16 protein-coding genes are annotated in these 19681 nt (G+C 55.5%); 5 read left to right on the forward strand and 11 right to left on the reverse strand.

From position 1 onward, the window contains the following. Positions 1-39 precede the first annotated feature (39 nt). From EDF73_RS11795 to yiaK, 4 genes are read right to left on the reverse strand one after another with little or no spacing between them, the layout of a single operon-like run. Complete coding sequence (locus EDF73_RS11795) at positions 40-1359, reverse strand: MFS transporter (RefSeq protein ID WP_132729321.1); 1320 nt, start codon at positions 1357-1359, stop codon at positions 40-42. Between the two features lie 52 nt (positions 1360-1411). After that, positions 1412-2341 (reverse strand): DUF4862 family protein, encoded by a 930-nt coding sequence (locus EDF73_RS11800; protein ID WP_132729322.1) that lies wholly within the window; start codon positions 2339-2341, stop codon positions 1412-1414. 13 nt (positions 2342-2354) lie between these two features. Beyond that, complete coding sequence (locus EDF73_RS11805) at positions 2355-2819, reverse strand: YhcH/YjgK/YiaL family protein (protein ID WP_132729323.1); 465 nt, start codon at positions 2817-2819, stop codon at positions 2355-2357. Positions 2820-2830: 11 nt separating this feature from the next. Beyond that, positions 2831-3829 (reverse strand): 3-dehydro-L-gulonate 2-dehydrogenase, encoded by a 999-nt coding sequence (gene yiaK, locus EDF73_RS11810; protein WP_132729324.1) that lies wholly within the window; start codon positions 3827-3829, stop codon positions 2831-2833. A 202-nt stretch (positions 3830-4031) separates the two neighbouring features. On the opposite strand from yiaK, the gene yiaJ reads away from it, so the two are divergent. Both yiaJ and EDF73_RS11820 read left to right on the forward strand, forming a co-directional pair. Next, positions 4032-4865, forward strand: coding sequence for an IclR family transcriptional regulator YiaJ (gene yiaJ / locus EDF73_RS11815; protein ID WP_132729325.1), 834 nt, complete (start codon positions 4032-4034; stop codon positions 4863-4865). A 118-nt stretch (positions 4866-4983) separates the two neighbouring features. Continuing rightward, a complete protein-coding gene (locus EDF73_RS11820; protein WP_132729326.1) occupies positions 4984-5472 on the forward strand; it encodes a 4Fe-4S binding protein in 489 nt (162 codons plus the stop codon). A 114-nt stretch (positions 5473-5586) separates the two neighbouring features. Here the strand turns inward: EDF73_RS11820 and avtA are convergent, their stop codons facing one another. Together avtA and EDF73_RS11830 are read right to left on the reverse strand one after the other, a co-directional pair. Beyond that, complete coding sequence (gene avtA, locus EDF73_RS11825; RefSeq protein WP_132729327.1) at positions 5587-6843, reverse strand: valine--pyruvate transaminase; 1257 nt, start codon at positions 6841-6843, stop codon at positions 5587-5589. 173 nt (positions 6844-7016) lie between these two features. After that, on the reverse strand, positions 7017-9050 hold the full coding sequence (locus tag EDF73_RS11830) for an alpha-amylase (RefSeq protein WP_132729328.1): 2034 nt from the start codon (positions 9048-9050) through the stop codon (positions 7017-7019). Between the two features lie 315 nt (positions 9051-9365). Here EDF73_RS11830 and EDF73_RS11835 point away from each other — a divergent pair, with 315 nt between their 5' ends. Continuing rightward, complete coding sequence (locus EDF73_RS11835; RefSeq protein ID WP_132729329.1) at positions 9366-10184, forward strand: protein bax; 819 nt, start codon at positions 9366-9368, stop codon at positions 10182-10184. Between the two features lie 55 nt (positions 10185-10239). Here the strand turns inward: EDF73_RS11835 and xylR are convergent, their stop codons facing one another. The 4 genes from xylR to xylF all read right to left on the reverse strand — a co-directional run bounded on the left by xylR (position 10240) and on the right by xylF (position 15301). Next, complete coding sequence (gene xylR, locus EDF73_RS11840; RefSeq protein ID WP_132729330.1) at positions 10240-11418, reverse strand: D-xylose utilization transcriptional activator XylR; 1179 nt, start codon at positions 11416-11418, stop codon at positions 10240-10242. 125 nt (positions 11419-11543) lie between these two features. Beyond that, a complete protein-coding gene (gene xylH / locus EDF73_RS11845; RefSeq protein ID WP_132729331.1) occupies positions 11544-12725 on the reverse strand; it encodes a xylose ABC transporter permease XylH in 1182 nt (393 codons plus the stop codon). Beyond that, the gene (locus EDF73_RS11850) at positions 12703-14244 is read right to left on the reverse strand and encodes a xylose ABC transporter ATP-binding protein (protein ID WP_132729332.1); all 1542 of its coding nucleotides are present in this window, start codon (positions 14242-14244) and stop codon (positions 12703-12705) included. Before EDF73_RS11850 ends, xylH begins: the two co-directional genes overlap by 23 nt. 64 nt (positions 14245-14308) lie before the next feature. Continuing rightward, positions 14309-15301, reverse strand: a complete 993-nt coding sequence (gene xylF, locus EDF73_RS11855) for a D-xylose ABC transporter substrate-binding protein (protein ID WP_132729333.1) — start codon at positions 15299-15301, stop codon at positions 14309-14311. A 376-nt stretch (positions 15302-15677) separates the two neighbouring features. Between xylF and xylA the strand changes: the two genes are divergently transcribed. Further along, entirely contained in the window at positions 15678-17000 is a 1323-nt protein-coding gene (xylA, locus tag EDF73_RS11865) for a xylose isomerase (protein ID WP_132729483.1), read from the forward strand. A gap of 87 nt (positions 17001-17087) precedes the next feature. Continuing rightward, positions 17088-18545 carry a xylulokinase gene (gene xylB / locus EDF73_RS11870; protein ID WP_132729334.1) on the forward strand — a complete coding sequence of 486 codons (1458 nt, stop codon included), beginning with the start codon at positions 17088-17090 and terminating at the stop codon, positions 18543-18545. 38 nt (positions 18546-18583) lie between these two features. Here xylB and EDF73_RS11875 read toward each other — a convergent pair whose 3' ends face one another. Continuing rightward, positions 18584-19579 (reverse strand): acyltransferase, encoded by a 996-nt coding sequence (locus EDF73_RS11875; RefSeq protein WP_132729335.1) that lies wholly within the window; start codon positions 19577-19579, stop codon positions 18584-18586. Positions 19580-19681 lie beyond the last annotated feature (102 nt).

Below are 19681 nucleotides of genomic sequence, written 5' to 3' on the forward strand. Positions count from 1 at the left end.
TTCGCAGGCCCGGCAGGCGCAGCGCCGCCGGGCTCGATTTTACGCAGTGCGCTTATGTGGGTTTATCGTCTTTACCGGAGCAGCGCCCGCGTCGCATTTCGCCGGCAGCAGCAGCGCCATCAGCGCAGCCAGCGCCAGGGAGATCGCCAGGCAGTAAACGCCAGCGTCTTTGCTGTAAAGCGTGATCAGAACCCCAACCGCGTAAGGGCCACAAAAACCGCCGAGGTTGCCAAGCGCGTTGATAACCCCGCGCGCTCCTCCCGCCATTTCAGCGCTGAACAGACGTGCCGGAATGGTCCAGAACACGCCAGCCGCCGATTGCAGGAAGAATCCGCAGCCGACCAGTGCGGCATAAGAGAGCCAAATTTGGTTTTTCAGCGCCACCGACAGGAACATGCACAGAGCGAAGCCAATCAGCGGCAGGCAGACGAACAGCTTGCGTTTACCGGTTCGGTCTGAAAGGGAAGAGAACAGGAACATCCCGGCAATGGCACCGACGTATGGCAGAATGGCGAGCATCCCAACCTGTCCCATGCTGCTATGGGTTAATTCTTTCAGAATGGTAGGCAGCCAGAGGGTGTAGCCGTAAATGCCGGTCTGGTAGAAAAAGTTCAGGGCGATAAGCTGCCACATGGTTTTGTCGGAGAGAACGGCGCCCAGAGAGGCGTTTTTGACCTCGGTTCCGGCAATGGCTTTTTGTTCTGCGGCCAGCGTCTCGACCAGATAGTGCTTCTCTGCTTCGGAAATCCAGCGCGCTTCCTGCGGACGGTCATAGATGGTGTATGCCCACAGAACTAAAACAACCAGCGAGAGCAAACCTTCGATAATAAACAGCCAGCGCCAGTCGAGAACCGTGATGATCCAGCCTGAGAGTGGGGCGGTGATAATCCCGGCAATCGGCACAAACATAATGACAATCGCGTTGGCGCGACCGCGTTCAGCGTCGGGGAACCAGTTACTGATCATCGTGAGAACGACCGGCAGCATGCCGCCTTCCGCCACGCCCAGTAAGAAGCGCAGGGCCAGCAGCTGGTACTGATTCGTAATTAACCCGGTCAGAACGGAGAGCACCGCCCAGGCGACCAGCGACCAGCCGATAAATTTCTTACCACTGCCGTGAACGGCAATTTTCCCGCCGGGAACCTGTAAAAAAAGATAACCGATAAAGAAAATACCGCCCGCCAGCCCCGCCATGGTGGCGGAAATACCTAAATCGGCATCCATTCCCCCCGGCATCGCAAAGGCAATATTGACCCGATCCATATAAGAAATAATACAAGTGATCAGTATGGGTGGAATGATTCTTAACCAGCGCTGGCGCGGTATATCTTTAATTGTAGAGTTAGAGGTTATATTCATCTTTATAGTCTCGTAATATTAAAAAATATTCTGGCGATGAAGGTGGTTATTATTATTGTGCTTGCTTTAACGCTGAGATGCCGTCGCGTAATATCGCGATACGATGATCAACGTTTGCGCTGGCATTAATTTCCAGTAATTTAATGCCTGAAAATTGCAGGGGGTCAGTTCCTGCGCAGGTAAATAATTCACGAGCGTGTACGGTGGTCATCAGGCTGTGCGGGCAGAAAGGCGCGAACGGCGCGTGTAAATCCTGCCATTCGCCGTACTCGCCGGTTTGCGTCGTGCCAGAAAACATCAGCGCGCCGAGCTTGCCTGCCCGTTTTACCTGCTGTGTATGGGTGAGCGGTAGAACGGTATTCTGCCCTTCAATGGCCGAACGTGCCCAGTTAATACACATGCTAATGTCATAGTCGGCAATGGCTTCCAGTACGTTTTCTAACGGTAAGAATCCTTTGCGCGGCGCGGTGCCGGTCATGGCGTCGCAGTGCTCCAGCACCAGGTCACAAGACCAGTCCCAGCGGGTAATCTCTTTTAATGACCGGGCGAAGGCGTCGGTAGCCTGAGCCACGTTGGCATTGCCCGCCATCGGGGCGGCGTGAAGCTCGAGAGCTATCACCTTTCCGGCGGTACCGGCATTGATTTTAGCGATCTTTTTATGCAGGTGGCGATAGTACTCCACGCAGGCTTTACGCTGTTCTTCGTCGCTGGACGCCAGCCCAAAGCCGCTCTTTTCACCGCGGCGGCGCATGGTTTCCATGATGGCGGTGACGACAATCTGCCAGTGTCCCGGCGTATGGCGCAATAACCACTCGTCGCCGAGCGGATGAAGATGTTCAAGACAGGGTTGCTCCAGTCCGCGAATATCCGGGGTGTCGGAGAGCTGCCGCCAGAATTCCGTCTCTTCCTCTTCACTCTTTTGGTGAAATGAGGGTGCACAGGGATACGCACCGATAATGTAACCGGTATTATTCGAATTCATTTTGTGCTCCTTTTTATAAAACTGAAATAGCGACCTTAACGACTATTTTGCGGATCGGCGTGGCTACAGTTTTATTACATCCAGGACGATGGACATCTTGCGGGAAAAATATGGCATAGTTTCCTGGAGTCATTTCAAAGAACGATTCGTGTTCGCTATCGTGATAGAAAATAATATCGCGCTGTTCTAACAAAGATTCGCTGATTTGATTATTTCCGGTATCAATGGCAATACCGATTTTCTCTTCGCCCGATGCCAGAAACTGGATATCCAGATAGCGACGGTGGACCTCCGGACGATTTTCAGCGGCATCGCGGGTGGTTAAATCGATAACCTGTGCGAAGATGTTTTTGCCGTCGATTTCCACTACGCCGGGTTCCAGCGCGTGGAAATCCGTCGTGCGCAGGAAATCAAGCGCCTGTTCAATAGCCGCAGGCAGACGACACGGGTTAGGTTGAGCAATATGACCAAAAATCATGGGTTAGCTCCTTACAGCGTCTGAATTTTGGCCCATACGCTGTCGTCGACGGTAATGCCGTTGCGGCGGTTTTCATCCAGCAGACGGGTAAACTCATGACCGGGCAGACGGACCGCCACATTTTCATCGGCGCGTTCGGCGGTGGTGATGAAATCCATAATCCGTTGCAGCTTGGCATCGCGGGTTGCGCCGTCGATCAGCTTATCAACCTCAATGGCGATGAAGATCTGCGAAACGCCATATTCATCGCTGTTTTCCTGGGTCACTTCGGCAACCGAAGAACCGTTGGAGAGCAGGGTGGCAATCATATCCAGCACAATCGACAGGCCGGAACCTTTCCAGTAGCCCATCGGTAATATGCGGCGATTTTTCTCGATAACCCCCGGCTCTTTGGTTAAACGACCTTCATCGTCGAATCCACCGTCCACGGGCAGCTCGCGGCCGGCAAGTCGGTTAACCTCCAGCATGCCGTAGGAGAACATCGACATCGACATATCCACCATGGTGATTGGCGTCGACGGGATGGCGACGATCAGCGGGTTGGTACCAATACGGCACTCTTTAGCGCCCCACGGCGGCATAACGGCGATGGAGTTGGTCCAGCAGATACCGATATAGCCCTTTTCCGCCGCCTGCCAGCCGTAGCTGCCGCCGCGCATCCAGTGGTTAGCATTACGTAAAGCTACCAGGCCGATACCGTGATCGGAGGCCAGCTCGATGGCCCGATCCATCATCTTTTTCGCCGTCAGGTTGCCGATGGAACGCTGAGCATCCCACTGTTCGATGGCGCCGAGGCTGGTCACCCGCTGCGGTTTAGCTTCAGGGATAATGTCACCGTTATCCAACTGCTGGATGAAGCGAGGGAAGCGGTTCACGCCGTGAGAATAGACGCCGGATTCGGTGGTGCGGGCAAACATTTCTGCGCAGGCATCGGCGGTTTCTGCGGCGATACCACGTGCCTGCAGTACCCGATTGAATGCCTCTTTTAACTGCTCAAACGTTACTTTCATTACTGTTTCCCTGGTCAGAGTTGATCGCTTTTTTATCTCTAAATTTCACTATGCGAAATCTGATTTCAAATATATAGATCAATTTTTGTTAGATCAACGGGCGGCGTTATTTTTAAAGATTATAAAAATCATAAGGTTGTGTTTTTTTGGTTCAGATCGTGAACTGAAACACACTTTGCGCTACCATCTGAACGCGACAAAAATGGGAGCAGAAGCGATGGGCACAAAAGAGAGCGAGATCACGCAAGATAAAGAGAGGCCTGCCGGAAGTCAGAGCCTTTTTCGTGGGTTGATGCTAATTGAGATCCTGAGTAATTATCCAAATGGCTGTCCGCTGGCGCATCTGTCGGAACTGGCGGGCCTGAACAAAAGTACCGTTCATCGCTTATTACAGGGGCTGCAATCCTGCGGCTACGTGACGCCTGCCCCGGCTGCGGGGAGCTATCGTCTGACGACAAAGTTTATCGCCGTTGGCCAAAAGGCTTTGTCGTCGCTGAATATTATCCACGTCGCGGCGCCGCATCTTGAGGCGCTTAACCTGGCCACCGGCGAGACGGTGAACTTCTCCAGCCGTGAAGATGACCACGCCATCCTGATTTATAAGCTGGAGCCGACCACCGGCATGCTACGTACGCGCGCCTACATTGGCCAGCATATGCCGCTGTACTGCTCGGCAATGGGCAAGATTTATATGGCGTTTGGCCATCCTGACTACGTTGAGAGCTACTGGAATTCACACCAGGAGATTATTCAGCCGCTGACCCGGAATACCATTACCGGCTTGCCTGCGATGCATGATGAACTGGCGCAGATCCGCGAGCGTAATATGGCGATGGACAGGGAAGAGAACGAGCTGGGCGTGTCCTGCCTGGCTGTTCCCGTTTTCGATATTCATGGGCGCGTGCCTTATGCCATTTCCATCTCCTTATCAACATCGCGCCTCAAGCAGGTAGGAGAGAAAAATTTACTCAAGCCGCTGCGCGATACGGCAGAGGCGATTTCTCGCGAACTGGGTTTTTCCGTGCGGGAAGGCTAAGGCAAATGACCAGATTGTCCCGGACATCTGAGAGAAAACGCCGCTGATTCCATTCAGGATCAAGGCGCGGGAGCGCCTTTTTCTGGCACGCTGCGGTTTTACTCCCATGGAGCTGTGGATGAACCGGTTTATTCTTGCGGATGCCCAGAAATGTATTGCCTGCCGGACCTGTGAAGTGGCCTGTGTGGTCACGCATCAGCATGACCAAAGCTGTTCCACGGTTTCTGCGACACAGTTTGCGCCCCGCATTCGCGTGGTGAAAAGCGGTGAGCTATCAACGGCGACGCTGTGCCGGCAATGCGAAGATGCGCCCTGCGCTAATGTCTGCCCGGTGGGCGCCATTCAGCGTGAAAATGCCGTCTGGCGCGTCGATCAGCGCCGCTGTATCGGCTGTAAAAGCTGCATGGTGGCCTGCCCGTATGGCGCGATGACCGTGATGCTCACCGGGGAGGGCGTGCAGGCGCTGAAATGTGATTTATGCAGCCACAGTACGCAGGGCCCTGCCTGCGTGGCCGCCTGCCCGACCCAGGCGCTGCGCTGCGTGGAGAGCGACGAGCTTGAGAGGTTAAGTGCGCAAAGACGTCGGCGAGCGGCGCTGGCGATGTAGACGGCTGCCGCGGGGGGGATATGTGGCCTTCCGGCGGGCCACTCATGGCGGGAAACGCCCGGATGGCGCATAAACCGCACATCCGGGGACGGCATCGCCGGAGAATCCGCGCGCTTACGCCAGCTGTTCGCGCCAGGCCAGCTCGACCTCTTCGGCGAGAATTTTCACCCCGGCTTCGATTTTATGCGGATCCGGCACGTAGTTCATGCGCATGCACTGGTGCGTATGCGGCCAGGGCCTGTCGAGACCCGGGAAGAAGTAATCGCCCGGCACCATCAATACGCCGCGCTTTTTCAGCCGCTGATACAGCAGTTCGGTAGAGATGGGCAGATCTTTAAACCACAGCCAGAGGAAAATCGCCCCTTCCGGTTTATGAATCAGGCAGCGCTCTTCCGGCAGGTAGCGACGAATAATGGCGATAGTTTCCTGCACGCGTTGGTAGTAGAACGGCTTAATCACCGTTTCCGACAGGCGCAGCAGGTCATGACGTTTAATCATTTCGCACATCATCGCCGGCCCCATTCCGCCAGGCGCCAGGCTGATAATCCCGTTCATATTGCTGATGGCGGTAATGATCTTCTCATTAGCAATGATAATCCCGCAGCGGCTGCCCGGCAGGCCCAGCTTGGACAGGCTCATGCACAGTACGATATTGGGGTTCCACAGCGGTCTGGCATCGCTGAAAATAATCCCCGGGAAGGGGACGCCATAGGCGTTATCAATCACCAGCGGTACGCCGTGTTGATTGGCCAGCGCATCCAGTTTGATCAGCTCATCGTCGGTAATTACGTTACCGGTAGGGTTTGTCGGGCGGGAAACGCAAATCATCCCCGTCTCTTCGGTGACCTGCAGGTGTTCGAAATCCACGTGGTATTTAAACTGGCCTTCCGGCAGCAGTTCGATATTCGGGCGGGTGGAGACAAACAAATCCTCTTCGAGACCGGAATCGGCGTAGCCAATATATTCCGGCGTCAGCGGGAACAGGACTTTGCGGGTGGTGCCATCCGCACGGCGCCCGGCAAAGAGGTTAAATAAGTAGAAAAACGCACTCTGACTGCCATTTGTCAGTGCAATATTCTGTGGTTCGATCTCCCAGCCCAGTTCATCACGCAACATCTGCGCCAGTACGGTCAGAAGCTCGCTTTTCCCCTGCGGACCGTCGTAATTACAAAGCGCATCAAGGGCTTTGCCGTTGGCGAGCATGTCGGCCAGCAGGTTATTGAAGTATTCGTTCATCTCCGGGATCTGTGCGGGATTACCGCCGCCCAGCATGATTGCGCCCGGAGTTCGCAGGCCGTCGTTAAGGTCTTCCATCAGGCGGGTGATGCCTGAATGACGGGTGAATTTGTCGCCGAAAAGTGAAAATGTCATCGCGGATAATCTGTCGGTCTTCCTGGAAAGTGGGTAACCATAACGCCAGCGTTGACGAGGTGCAAATCGACAGGGGAGACGATGATTTTGTTTTTATGCTGGTTTATCACTATCTTTTAGATTTTTATGCTGAAATGACTCCCTCGAATATGGAGGGAGTCGTCTGTCACCGGTTATTGTTGGCCGGCCCACACCACCATGACTTTGTCAGCGCCGCTGTCGCGCACGAAGCCATAGCCCTGTGGTATTGAGAGCGTGGTCTGTTTACCCATGCCAATTGCCGGATGGCGGGCGCGGAACTGACCGAGCTTCTGCCAGTGGGTGACGCTGAGTGCGGCTTTACCCGCGATGTCCTGCCAGTTCATATCCGAGCGCGTTCCCTGTAATGGATCGGATCCGCCAGGGCCCGACGGCCGCGCGGATTCATCGCCGTAGAACAGCTGGACCGTGCCCGGGGCGAGCAGCAGCAGTTCTGCCGCCGAGCTGCCGCCTTCGCGGAACAGGCGCGTATCGTGGGATGAGAGATAGCTCAGGACATTAAACGTCTGCAGTTTGTCCGCCATTTGCTGCCAGGTGAGGTCAATATTGGCCAGGCAGGTGGACGCTTTCGCCGCCTGATCCTGATAGTCGAAGTTAATCATCGCATCAAAACCATGACGGTAGTAATCGCTCTGCATAACCCCGTGTCCCCAGGCTTCACCGGTCATCCAGAAAGGGGCGTTATCCAGCGCTTTGTCCGGGTTGGCCCGTTTCCATTCCGCCAGCGCCGCGGTTGCCTGGGTTTTCAACTGCTGCCAGGCGGCCTGCTCAACGTGCCTGGCGGTATCGACGCGAAAACCATCGATGCCGTAATCACGCACCCATTGGCTCAGCCAGTGGGTCAGGTAATCGCGCGGGGTGAAGCCAGAAATCGCTTTTGCCGCCGTGTCCGGCTTGTGTTGATAGAAGTTCGGCAGCCCGGAAGGGGTTGTCGATTCTGTTTTCAGGTCCGGCAGGAAGGCCAGCGACATGGTCAGATCGTCGAAGCCGGGGTTATCGTAGTCGCCAATATCGGTACGAATCCACTTTTTGCCCCACCATTTTTCCCAGCCCGCTTTATCGCTGAAGTTGATGTAGTCATTGAAGCTATGCCAGGTCTGACCCGGGCCGGGCTTCCAGTCGGTCCAGCGTTCGCCAAGGGTTTTTTTTAGCTCGTCGCCCTGGAGATACAGCGAGCCAAATTTGAACTCCTGCATGTCGGCGAGGGTGGCGTAGCCGGTATGGTTCATTACCACATCGAACAGAATACGAATGCCGCGCCTGTGGGCCTCGTCGACCAGGCGGCGTAAATCCTCCTCGGTGCCCATGTTGGCATCCAGCTTTGTCCAGTCCTGGGTGTAGTAGCCGTGGTAGGCGTAATGCGGGAAATCGCCTTTGCTTCCGCCGCCGACCCAGCCGTGGATTTGCTCCAGCGGAGAGCTTATCCATAGCGCGTTAACGCCCAGATCTTTAAGGTAATCGAGCTTGCTGGTCAGGCCCTGCAGGTCTCCGCCGTGGAAGGTGCCGATTTCCTGCATGCCGTCTTTGTGCCGCCCGTAGCTATTGTCGTTAGCCGGATTGCCGTTCACAAAACGATCGGTCAACACGAAATAGACGGTGGCGTTATGCCAGTTGAAGGGGGCTGCGGCGGCCGTTTCCGCACGTTCAAGCAGGAGTAAACCGTTGCTGTTGGGGGCGGGTTGCAGGGTGATTTTCCCACCGCTTACCGTGGCGATGTTACCGCTGTAGAAATCACGGACTTTGCTGCCTTCGGCAAAGGTGCTGCTGACATCCAGCGTCAACGGCTTGCCGTCCCATTTCGGGCACTGGCGCAGCTGCGGCGTAGACGCCGTTACGGCCTCTGTTTCCTTTAGGGAGATCATCAACGTCGGCGTGCCGGAGCGGGTATCGACGGCCAGGGTGTACTGGCCTTCGCGGAAGACGCGCCACTGCGCGGGATCGCCGTGACAAGGTTCCATTGACAGCATCTGGTTGAGTTTTATCGCCCCGGCGGGCTGCCAGCACTGTTGGTCAAAATTTATTTGCAGAGGCCGTGTACCCTTCGCCACCTCGTTTTGGCTAATAAATCTGCCGCTGCTCTCTTCGGTAAAGGCAGGGAAATCAGCGGTCGTCCAGGCGGCGAAAGCCATCCCAGGCAACAAGAGCGACGCAAGCGCAGCGAGTTTCATTGCGGAATCCTGTGAGCGGTGTTTTTTGCAGTGTGCCTGTCAAACCGGGCGGTGAACTCATCCCATCTGCGCTTTTACGGGGATGATAAAAAGGGGTGAGTGACAGAGCTCAAAAAATAAGCTAAAAATGAGATCGTGCTAGCATTTTCACACCCTGGCCGCGCGGCAGAAACCGATTTCAGATGACAGCTTTTCGGAATTGGACTATTTCTGTTAGTGCTCTCACTGGGTATTTTTGCTACTATTCGCGACTCAATTAACGTTTTTTTGCGTAAAACAAGGTGTTGGAATGATTAAATCCGACCAGGAGACCTAATGATATCGATTCCCATGCGACGATATGGGGCTGCGATACTCATGTTACTTACCTGCATATTTTCAGGTAGTGTGTTGGCAACAACCCACACAGCAACAACGAGTCATAAAGCCTCACAAGTAAAGAAAAGTAGTCAAGTTAAGGTAAGCAGTAAACAAGAGTATTCTCGCAATAGTGTAAAGAGTAGTTCACTTCCTGATTTGCGAAAATACCCTTCCGGAACCCCAAGGAAAAAAGCGTTTCTCCGGACAGTAATGCCTTATATTACTAAACAGAATCAGGTGATTACCGCCGATCGTAACTGGCTTGTTGCTAAGCAGTACGACGCACGCTGGTCACCGACGGAGCGTTCGCGCCTGAAAGATATTACTGCGCGTTATAAGGTGAAATGGTCTGGCAACACCCGCCATATTCCATGGAACACGCTGATGGAGCGCGTCGACATCATTCCGAACAGCATGGTGGCAACCATGGCGGCGGCGGAAAGCGGTTGGGGCACCTCCAAACTGGCGCGCATGAACAACAATCTGTTTGGTATGAAATGCGGTGGCGGAAACTGCCGCGGTGCGATGAAAGGCTATTCCCAGTTTGACTCTGTGGAGCAGTCGGTACAGGCCTATGTTACTAACCTGAACACGCATCCGGCCTATAATTCTTTCCGTAAATCCCGTGCGCAGCTGCGTAAAACGGATCAGGAAGTGACCGCCAGCACCATGATTCATAAGCTGAAGGGCTATTCGACCAAAGGGTCGAGCTATAACAACTATCTCTTCGCGATGTATCAGGATAACCAGCGGCTGATTGCGGCCCATATGTAATTGAAAATGCCCGGCGCGTAAGCCCGGGCATTTTTCTTTCCTGCGATTTTCCCCTCTACATCATCACTTCGCTGTGCCGGTCCCGGTACTCCTTCGGCGTTACGTCGTACTCTTTTTTAAACACCGAATAGAAATATTGCAGCGACGGGTAGCCGCACATTTGCGAGATTTCATTAATCGACAGCGTCGTGGAAACCAGCAGACTGCGGGCCTTTTCTAACTTCTCGCTGTGAATGACGGTATGAATCGTTTCGCCGACCTCCTCCTTAAAGCGCTTTTCAAGGTTGGAGCGGGAGATGCCGACGGCATCGAGTACCTGTTCGACTTTGATGCCTTTACAGGCGTTATTGCGGATATAGTGCATCGCCTGAATCACCGAGGGGTCGCTAAGCGAGCGATAGTCCGTGGAGCGTCGTTCAACGACGCGCATCGGGGGAACCAGCCGGCGCTGCAGCGGCAGCGGTTCTTTATCCAGCAGGCGGTGCAGCAGTTTCGCCGCCTGATACCCCATCTGCCGGGTGCCCTGGGCGACGGAGGAGAGGGCCACGCGTGACAGGTAGCGGGTCAGCTCTTCGTTATCAATGCCGATAACGCACAGCTTTTCCGGCACCGGAATATGCAACAGTTCGCAGGCCTGGAGCACGTGGCGTGCGCGTGCGTCGGTGACGGCGATAATTCCGGTTTGCGGCGGCAGCGTTTGCAGCCAGTCCGCCAGGCGGTTCTGCGCGTGCTGCCAGTTTTCCGGGGCGGTCTCCAGCCCCTGGTACACCACGCCGCGATACTTCTCTTTGGCGACCAGCTGACAAAACGCGTGCTCGCGCTCGACAGCCCAGCGTTTCCCACTGGAGGCGGGAAGGCCGTAAAAGGCGAAGCGCTGGACCCCTTTTTCTTTCAGATGGAGGAACGCGCTTTCGACCAGGGCGGCGTTATCCGTCGCAATATAGTGAACCGGGGGATAACATTCAGGGCGGTGGTAGGAGCCGCCGACGCCGACAATCGGCACGTCGACATCCGCCAGCAGCTTTTCAATTTCCGGATCGTCATAATCGGCGATGACGCCGTCTCCTAGCCACTCCCTGATGTTCTCAATGCGCGCGCGAAAATCTTCTTCAATGAAGATGTCCCATTCCAGTTGCGATGCCTGTAAATACTCACCGACCCCTTCGACAACCTGCCGGTCATAGGCTTTATTGGCATTGAATAGCAGCGTAATACGGTGGCGCTTTGCAAACATAATCTCTTTTTCCTGATCTCTCTTGCTGGCCATACAATACCGGCCAATGCCCGAATAATGACAACCGACTTATACGCAAATCTGGCGGTAGCGCAAAGAATTCGGGCATTCTTTTTTCAACCTGCTTACGCTCGTCGCTTGGTCGCCGAATCCATCCACACCGCCAGCAGTAAGATGGCGCCCTTGACGATGTACTGCCAGAAGGTGGCGACATCCATCATACTCATGCCGTTATCCAGCGCCGACATGATAAATGCCCCCATGACCGCTCCGGCGACGCTACCGACACCGCCGGCCAGGCTGGTGCCGCCGATGACGCAGGCGGCGATGGCATCCAGCTCGGCAATGTTGCCTGCGGAAGGCGAACCGGCACCCAGGCGCGAGCTGAGGATCAGGCCGGCGATGGCCACCATCAGGCCGTTGATGGCGAAAACCGCCAGCTTGGTGCGCTCAACGCTGATGCCGGACAGACGCGCCGCTTCCAGGTTGCCGCCGATGGCGTATATCCGGCGACCAAAAGCGGTGCGGGTCGCCATAAACATTCCGACCAGCAGCAGCGCCGCCAGAATGAGCACCGGCGTCGGCACGCCGCGATAATCGTTTAATAACCAGATGGCGCCCAGCACTAAAACGGCGGTGATGCTCTGGCGGGCCACCGTCGAAGTGGGGGCCGGGGTGGTTAACCCCAGCGACTGGCGGCGCAGGCGGCCGCGCCACTGCCAGACAATAAAGGCCGCCATACCGATCACACCAATACCGAAGCCGAGTCCGTCCGGCAGGTAGCTTTGACCAATTTGCGACATCGCCGGGCTGGTAGGGGAGACGGTGGTACCGTTGGTGATACCGATCAGAATACCGCGGAACGCCAGCATCCCCGCGAGGGTCACGATAAACGAAGGAACCTTGCGATAGGCGACCCACCAACCGTTCCACGCGCCAAGCAGCAGCCCCATTGCCAGGGTGACCACTATGGTCAGCGGCAGCGGCCAGCCGAACCAGACGTCAAAAATCGCCGCCGCGCCGCCGAGCAGCCCCATCATTGAGCCGACGGAGAGGTCGATCTCCGCGGAAATAATGACGAAGACCATCCCGACCGCCAGGATGCCGGTGATCGCCGTTTGCCGCAGCAGGTTGGAAATGTTGCGCGCGCTTAAATAGGCCCCCTCGGTGGCCCAGGTGAAGAACAGCATGATCACCACGATGGCGGCGATCATCACGAAAACCTGCAGATTCAGCCCTTTGAATCCGGACAGGACGGCAGGGGCGGGCGGGATGATTTTTATCTCAGACGACGTATTTTTCGACATGGTGTTCGCTCCTCAATGCGGCTTCCATCACCTGTTCCTGGGTCAGACCCTGATTGACTAAATTGGCCTTCAGCTTGCCTTCATGCATCACCAGTACCCGATCGCTTAACCCCAGTACTTCGGGAAGCTCGGAGGAGATGACGATAACGGCGATCCCCTGCTGCACCAGCTGGTTAATCAGCTTGTAGATTTCGTATTTCGCGCCGATATCGATGCCGCGGGTGGGCTCATCGAGGATCAGAATGCGCGGATTCAGCAGCAGGCAGCGGGCGAGAATCGCTTTCTGCTGATTGCCGCCGCTCAGGCGCCCGATGGCCAGCTCCGGCGATGAGGTTTTAATTTTCAGGCGCTGGATGGATTGCTGAATACAGTGCTGCTCGCCGGCGTCGTCCAGGCTACTGAGCGGGCCGGTAAACTGACTTAATGCGGCCAGAGTGATGTTTTTGCCCACCGCCATCACCGGCACGATGCCGTCTTTTTTGCGGTCTTCCGGCACCATAGCGATACCGTGGGCGATAGCCTGCTGGCAGTTATGAATCGCAACCTGCTGGCCATCAATGAACACTTTCCCTTCCCAGCGCCCCGGCCAGACGCCAAACAGACACTGGACGGCTTCGGTGCGCCCGGCGCCGACCAGCCCGGCGATACCGAGGATTTCACCGCGACGCAGTGAAAAGGAGATATCGTTGACCCGCTTAATGTGGCGGTTGACCGGGTGCCATGCGGTTAAATTTTCAACGCGTAAAATTTCATCGCCGCAGTCATGGGGCTCGTTTGGATAGAGGGCGGTGAGCTCACGTCCCACCATCATGGTGATCACATCATCTTCATTCATGCCGCTGGCATCGCGGGTGCCGATATGCTGGCCGTCGCGAATGACGCAGATGGTGTCGGAGATGGCCTTGACTTCGTTGAGCTTGTGGGAAATATAAATGCAGGCGATACCGTGATGTTGCAGATCGCGAATAATATCCAGCAAAATAGCCGTTTCTTGCTCGGTTAAAGAGGCGGTGGGCTCATCGAGGATCAATAAACGCACCTGTTTATTGAGCGCCTTGGCAATTTCAACCAGCTGCTGCTGACCAAGGCCTAAATCGCCCACGCGGGTATCGGGTGAAATGGCTAAATTAACCTGGGCCAGCAGTTTCTGGCAGCGTAGGGTCATGGTTTCATAGTCAAGGAGGCCATGGCGTGAGATTTCCGCGCCGAGGAAAATATTCTCCAGAACGCTCAGATGCTTAACCAACGCCAGCTCCTGGTGAATAATGGCAATACCTTTCCGTTCGGTATCGCGAATGTGGGCAGGCTGCAGCGTTTCGCCAGCGAAAATAATCTCACCGTCATAACTGCCGTGCGGATAAATGCCGCACAGGACTTTCATCAGCGTGGATTTGCCAGAGCCATTTTCTCCGCATAATGAGACGACTTCCCCGGCGTTAAGTCGCAGGCTGATATTATCTACCGCCTTCACCGCGCCGAAGGTTTTGGTGATGTTCTTCATTTCGAGTAACCAGGACATAGAAGCTCCGCATAAGCGATATCCGGCTGGACGAGAATAACGCCCCGGGGAGGGGCGTCAGGGATTATAATTCGCTCTTTTTATGGAACCCGTCTTTAACCACGGTCTGGTCAATATTGTCTTTGTTGACTTCGATAGGGGTTAACAGCCGGGACGGGACATCTTTCAGCCCATTATTTAAGTTGGCGTCGGCATGCGGTTGTTTATCATTCCCGAGCTCAACGGCAATCTCGGCAGCGGTGGTGGCAAGCGTGGTGATGGGTTTATAGACGGTCATGGTCTGTGTGCCGGCGATAATACGCTTCACGCCGGCAAGGTCGGCATCCTGGCCGGAAATCGCCACCTTCCCTGCCAGACCCTGGGCGCTTAAGGCCTGAATCGCTCCGCCGGCGGTGGCATCGTTGGAGGCGACAACCGCATCAATTTTGTTATTGTTAGCGGTGAGCGCGTTTTCCATGATTTTTAACGCATTTTCCGGCAGCCAGCCGTCAACCCACTGATCGCCGACAATCTTAATTTTACCCTCGTCAATATACGGTTTGAGCACTTTCATTTGCCCGGCGCGGAAAAGTTTGGCGTTATTATCTACCGGAGATCCGCCCATCAGAAAATAATTTCCCTGCGGCGTTTTAGCAACCAGACTTTGGGCCTGCATTTCGCCCACTTTTTCGTTATCAAAGGAAATATAGAAATCAATATCTGCGTTGTTGATCATCCGATCGTAGGCCAGAACTTTAATCCCTTCCTGTTTTGCCTCTTTAATCACATTACTTAATACCTGGCCGTTATAGGGGATAATAACCAGAACATCTACGCCGCGATTTATCATATTTTCAATCTGCGACATTTGCGTTTCTTCATTGCCATTGGCAGATTGCACAAATACTTTTGCGCCTAATGATTCGGCTTTATTAACAAAAATATCGCGGTCTTTCTGCCAGCGCTCCAGGCGGAGATCGTCAATGGCCATACCGATTTTAACTTCTTTAGCAATGCCCGCCATACTGGTCAGCAGGAGGGATGCGCAGAGTGTGAGGCAAAGGTTCTTTATCTTCATAATAATAACGCCTTTTTTGTGAAGTACAGGATAAGACGAACGAGGCAAAGAAACGGCCTGATACGTAGTAGATTCTTAACAGGTACAGGAAGGCTGGCAATTACCTGTGCTTATTTTGGTATTACGAAATTTAGTTTGTTTTCTGATTTATGACCGCGATCGGATTTTTAATCATCATTAATTTCCATAGGCCCTTGATATTTCATCAATGAGACAATGGACGGACTTATTTGTAATAACGGTTTATGCGATCTGGCGCACGTTTGTGGATTCTCTCAATGACGGTGTGAAATAACGTAATTGAGGGAAGTCAATCATGAATTCTATATTGGCTTATGACTTATTACCCGCCGCATCCCTGAATATGGAGTTCATTATGCAGACCTATTTCGATCAACTCGATCGCGTTCGTTACGAAGGCCCAAAATCGACTAACCCGCTGGCGTTCCGGCACTACAATCCGGATGAGCTGGTACTGGGTAAACGCATGGAAGAGCACCTGCGGTTTGCCGCCTGCTACTGGCACACCTTCTGCTGGAACGGCGCAGATATGTTTGGCGTGGGCTCCTTTAACCGTCCGTGGCAGCAGCCCGGCGACGCGCTGGAAATGGCAAAGCGCAAAGCGGACGTCGCCTTTGAGTTTTTCCACAAGCTCAACGTGCCGTATTACTGCTTTCATGATGTTGATGTCTCTCCGGAAGGGGCGTCGCTGAAGGAGTATCTGGACAATTTTGCCCGGATGGTCGATGTGCTGGCGGCGAAACAAGAACAGAGCGGCGTGAAGCTGCTATGGGGCACGGCAAACTGCTTTACCAACCCGCGCTATGGCGCAGGGGCGGCGACCAACCCGGATCCGGAAGTCTTCAGCTGGGCGGCGACCCAGGTGGTGACCGCCATGGATGCCACCCACAAGCTGGGCGGGGAAAACTATGTTCTGTGGGGCGGCCGCGAAGGGTATGAAACGCTGCTCAATACCGACCTGCGCCAGGAACGTGAACAAATTGGTCGCTTTATGCAGCTGGTCGTTGAGCACAAACATAAAATTGGCTTCCAGGGCACGCTGCTGATTGAGCCAAAACCGCAGGAGCCGACCAAGCATCAGTACGATTACGATGCCTCAACCGTCTACGGTTTTCTCAAGCAGTTTGGCCTGGAAAAAGAGATCAAACTGAATATTGAAGCGAACCATGCGACCCTGGCCGGCCACTCGTTCCACCATGAGATTGCGACCGCCATTGCGCTGGGCCTGTTCGGCTCCGTCGACGCCAACCGCGGCGACCCGCAGCTGGGCTGGGATACCGATCAGTTCCCGAACAGCGTGGAAGAAAATGCGCTGGTGATGTATGAAATTCTCAAAGCGGGTGGCTTCACCACCGGCGGCCTGAATTTTGATGCCAAAGTGCGTCGCCAGAGTACCGATAAATACGATCTGTTCTATGGTCATATTGGGGCGATGGATACCATGGCGCTGTCGCTGAAGGTGGCGGCGCGGATGATTGAAGACGGCGAGCTGGATAAACGCGTGGCGAAACGCTACGGCGGCTGGAATGGCGATCTGGGCCAGCAGATCCTGAAAGGGCAGATGACGTTGACGGAAATCGCGCAGTATGCGGCGCAGCATAATCTGGCGCCGCAGCACCAAAGCGGCCATCAGGAGCAGCTGGAAAACCTGGTTAACCACTATCTTTTCGATAAGTAACAACCTGCCCGGCCGCGTCGGGCATGAACGATAACACGCTTTCTCGCGCCACGGTTTGCCGTGGCGCGCTGTTCAAGGAGAGGCTGTATGTACATCGGGATTGATTTAGGCACCTCGGGCGTGAAGGCCATTCTGCTTAATGAGCAGGGCGAGGTCATGGCGTCGCACACCGAACCCCTTACCGTATCGCGCCCGCACCCGCTATGGTCCGAACAAGACCCCGAGCACTGGTGGCAGGCGACGGATGGCGCAATAAAAGCGCTGGGAGCCCGGCACTCGCTGCGTGACGTGAAGGCGGTGGGCATCGCCGGACAGATGCATGGCGCAACGTTGCTGGATAAACAACAACGCGTGCTGCGCCCGGCCATTTTATGGAATGACGGGCGCAGCGGCGAAGAGTGCGTACAGCTGGAAGAGACCGTCAGCCGTTCGCGGCAGATCACCGGCAACCTGATGATGCCGGGCTTCACCGCGCCGAAACTGCTGTGGGTTCAGCGCCACGAAGCGCAAATCTTCCGCCAGGTGGATAAGGTCCTGTTACCGAAAGATTATCTCCGTTTGCGCATGACCGGCGAGTTTGCCAGCGACATGTCGGACGCGGCCGGGACAATGTGGATGGATGTGGCGCAGCGCGACTGGAGCGATGAAATGCTCGCTGCCTGCGGTCTGAGCCGCGACAATATGCCCGCGCTGTTTGAAGGTTGTGACGTGACGGGGACGCTGCGTCCTGCCGTCGCCCAGGCGTGGAATATGCCGCAGGCGCTGGTGGTGGCCGGCGGCGGCGATAATGCTGCCGGCGCCGTCGGCGTTGGCATGGCGGATGCGGGCCAGGCGATGCTGTCGCTGGGGACCTCCGGGGTCTATTTTGCCGTCAGCGACGGTTTTCTCAGTCGGCCTGAAAGCGCGGTGCACAGCTTTTGCCACGCCCTGCCGGGACGCTGGCATTTGATGTCGGTGATGCTGAGCGCGGCGTCCTGTCTCGACTGGGCGGCGAAGCTGACTGGCCTCGGCACGGTACCGGCGCTGGTGGCCGCGGCGGAATCGGCGAACGGCAATGCCGGCCCGGTGTGGTTTCTGCCTTATCTTTCCGGGGAACGGACGCCGCATAACAACCCGCATGCCAAGGGCGTCTTTTTCGGCCTGACGCATCAGCACGGCCCGGCCGAGCTGGCCCGCGCGGTGCTGGAGGGGGTGGGCTTCGCGCTGGCGGATGGGATGGATGTGGTTCATGCCTGCGGCGTGAAGCCGGAGAGCATTACCTTGATCGGCGGCGGTGCGCGCAGCGCCTGGTGGCGGCAGATGCTGGCGGATATCAGCGGTCAGCAGCTTGATTTTCGTACCGGCGGCGACGTCGGGCCAGCGCTGGGGGCGGCCCGCTTAGCCCAGCTGGCGCTGCATAAAGGGGCGGCGTTTTCCGACCTCCTCCCGCAGCTGCCGCTGGAACAGGCCCACCGGCCGGACGCGGAACGCTTCGCCCGCTATGCGCCGCGTCGCGAGACGTTCCGCCAGATTTACCAGCAGCTGCTGCCGCTGATGTCATCCTGATAACCCGCCCCGGACGGGGCGGGTTACGTCTTCGCGCGCTAGCTGACCAGACGACGGCTATCGATGCGTTGTACCAGCGTCGACAGCAGCAGGCTTCCCAGTACTGCGGCGCTGAACACCCAGAAAATATCCAGCAGCGGCCAGCGGGTCATTTCAAGACCGCTGGCCCGTAGCGCGTGGATGATCAGCGCGTGAAACCCGTAGATCCCTAGAGAATGGCGGGCAATCAGCGCCAGAGCCGGGATCGGGCGGGCATTGAGGGTATTTTTCACCAGCGTCAGCAGCGCCATGGCACAGATAAAAACCGCCGGTCCGCAATATAAATACCAGGTGTCACCGAAGTCGCCGCGCCACTTCAGCTCGTGCAGCGTCCCGCGGGAGATAACCCAAACCGCTGCCGCGAAGAGCACGGCGCATAGCGGGGTGAGCCATTTTTTATCGGTATCCAGCATGCCAATCGCTCGCCCCAGCACGCCGTACAGCACATAGTAAAAGGTATCGCCGTTGATATAGAGATTGATCGGCAACCATTCGACGCCGCCCGCCTTCACCGACACCATATTGGGATTCGCCAGAATGCCCATCACCAGCATCAGGACCAGCAGCATTTTACCGCCGATCTGCTTAACCTGCAGGAGTGGCGAAAGCAGATAAATGACGATGATGGCGAAGAAAAACCACAGGTGGTAGAACACCGGCTTTTGCAGCAGATTCTTCAGCGATAACGCCACGTTGATATGGGTGAACAGGGTGATGTAGAGCAGCGACAGCGCGCTATAAAACAGCACGCACAGCACAATACGGCGAAAATGCCGCGGCCGGGCGCTGCGTTCGCCGAAAAACAGATAGCCTGAGATCATGAAAAACAGCGGGACGCTGACCCGGGAGGCGGAATTAAGCAGATTGGCGATATCCCAGTTCAGCAAACTGATGGTATGGGGATGGGTGATATACCAGGTGGTGCTATGGATCATCACCACCATCAGGCATGCGATGCCGCGCAAACTTGTTATCCAGTTTATTTTTTCCTGCATCAGTACCTCAATGGCTCCTTCTTAAACAGGCTCTGACTGCCCTTGTGCCGCCGTGTCGCAATGGAATATTCCGAGTTTACCGTAGCAGACTTGTAGAGATGT

Origin of the sequence: Klebsiella sp. BIGb0138 (assembly GCF_004342285.1) — a bacterium.
Classification (GTDB): Bacteria; Pseudomonadota; Gammaproteobacteria; order Enterobacterales; family Enterobacteriaceae; genus Klebsiella.

What these genes read in the sequence shown, in the direction of transcription:
- yiaJ (WP_132729325.1), top strand. Translation starts at nt 4,032, where the DNA reads ATGGGAGCAGAAGCGATGGGCACAAAAGAGAGCGAGATCACGCAAGAT.
- EDF73_RS11875 (WP_132729335.1), bottom strand. Translation starts at nt 19,579, where the DNA reads ATGCAGGAAAAAATAAACTGGATAACAAGTTTGCGCGGCATCGCATGC.
- EDF73_RS11795 (WP_132729321.1), bottom strand. Translation starts at nt 1,359, where the DNA reads ATGAATATAACCTCTAACTCTACAATTAAAGATATACCGCGCCAGCGC.
- yiaK (WP_132729324.1), bottom strand. Translation starts at nt 3,829, where the DNA reads ATGAAAGTAACGTTTGAGCAGTTAAAAGAGGCATTCAATCGGGTACTG.
- EDF73_RS11850 (WP_132729332.1), bottom strand. Translation starts at nt 14,244, where the DNA reads ATGTCCTGGTTACTCGAAATGAAGAACATCACCAAAACCTTCGGCGCG.
- EDF73_RS11805 (WP_132729323.1), bottom strand. Translation starts at nt 2,819, where the DNA reads ATGATTTTTGGTCATATTGCTCAACCTAACCCGTGTCGTCTGCCTGCG.
- xylF (WP_132729333.1), bottom strand. Translation starts at nt 15,301, where the DNA reads ATGAAGATAAAGAACCTTTGCCTCACACTCTGCGCATCCCTCCTGCTG.
- avtA (WP_132729327.1), bottom strand. Translation starts at nt 6,843, where the DNA reads ATGACATTTTCACTTTTCGGCGACAAATTCACCCGTCATTCAGGCATC.
- xylH (WP_132729331.1), bottom strand. Translation starts at nt 12,725, where the DNA reads ATGTCGAAAAATACGTCGTCTGAGATAAAAATCATCCCGCCCGCCCCT.
- xylR (WP_132729330.1), bottom strand. Translation starts at nt 11,418, where the DNA reads ATGTTTGCAAAGCGCCACCGTATTACGCTGCTATTCAATGCCAATAAA.
- EDF73_RS11800 (WP_132729322.1), bottom strand. Translation starts at nt 2,341, where the DNA reads ATGAATTCGAATAATACCGGTTACATTATCGGTGCGTATCCCTGTGCA.
- EDF73_RS11835 (WP_132729329.1), top strand. Translation starts at nt 9,366, where the DNA reads ATGATATCGATTCCCATGCGACGATATGGGGCTGCGATACTCATGTTA.
- xylA (WP_132729483.1), top strand. Translation starts at nt 15,678, where the DNA reads ATGCAGACCTATTTCGATCAACTCGATCGCGTTCGTTACGAAGGCCCA.
- xylB (WP_132729334.1), top strand. Translation starts at nt 17,088, where the DNA reads ATGTACATCGGGATTGATTTAGGCACCTCGGGCGTGAAGGCCATTCTG.
- EDF73_RS11830 (WP_132729328.1), bottom strand. Translation starts at nt 9,050, where the DNA reads ATGAAACTCGCTGCGCTTGCGTCGCTCTTGTTGCCTGGGATGGCTTTC.
- EDF73_RS11820 (WP_132729326.1), top strand. Translation starts at nt 4,984, where the DNA reads ATGAACCGGTTTATTCTTGCGGATGCCCAGAAATGTATTGCCTGCCGG.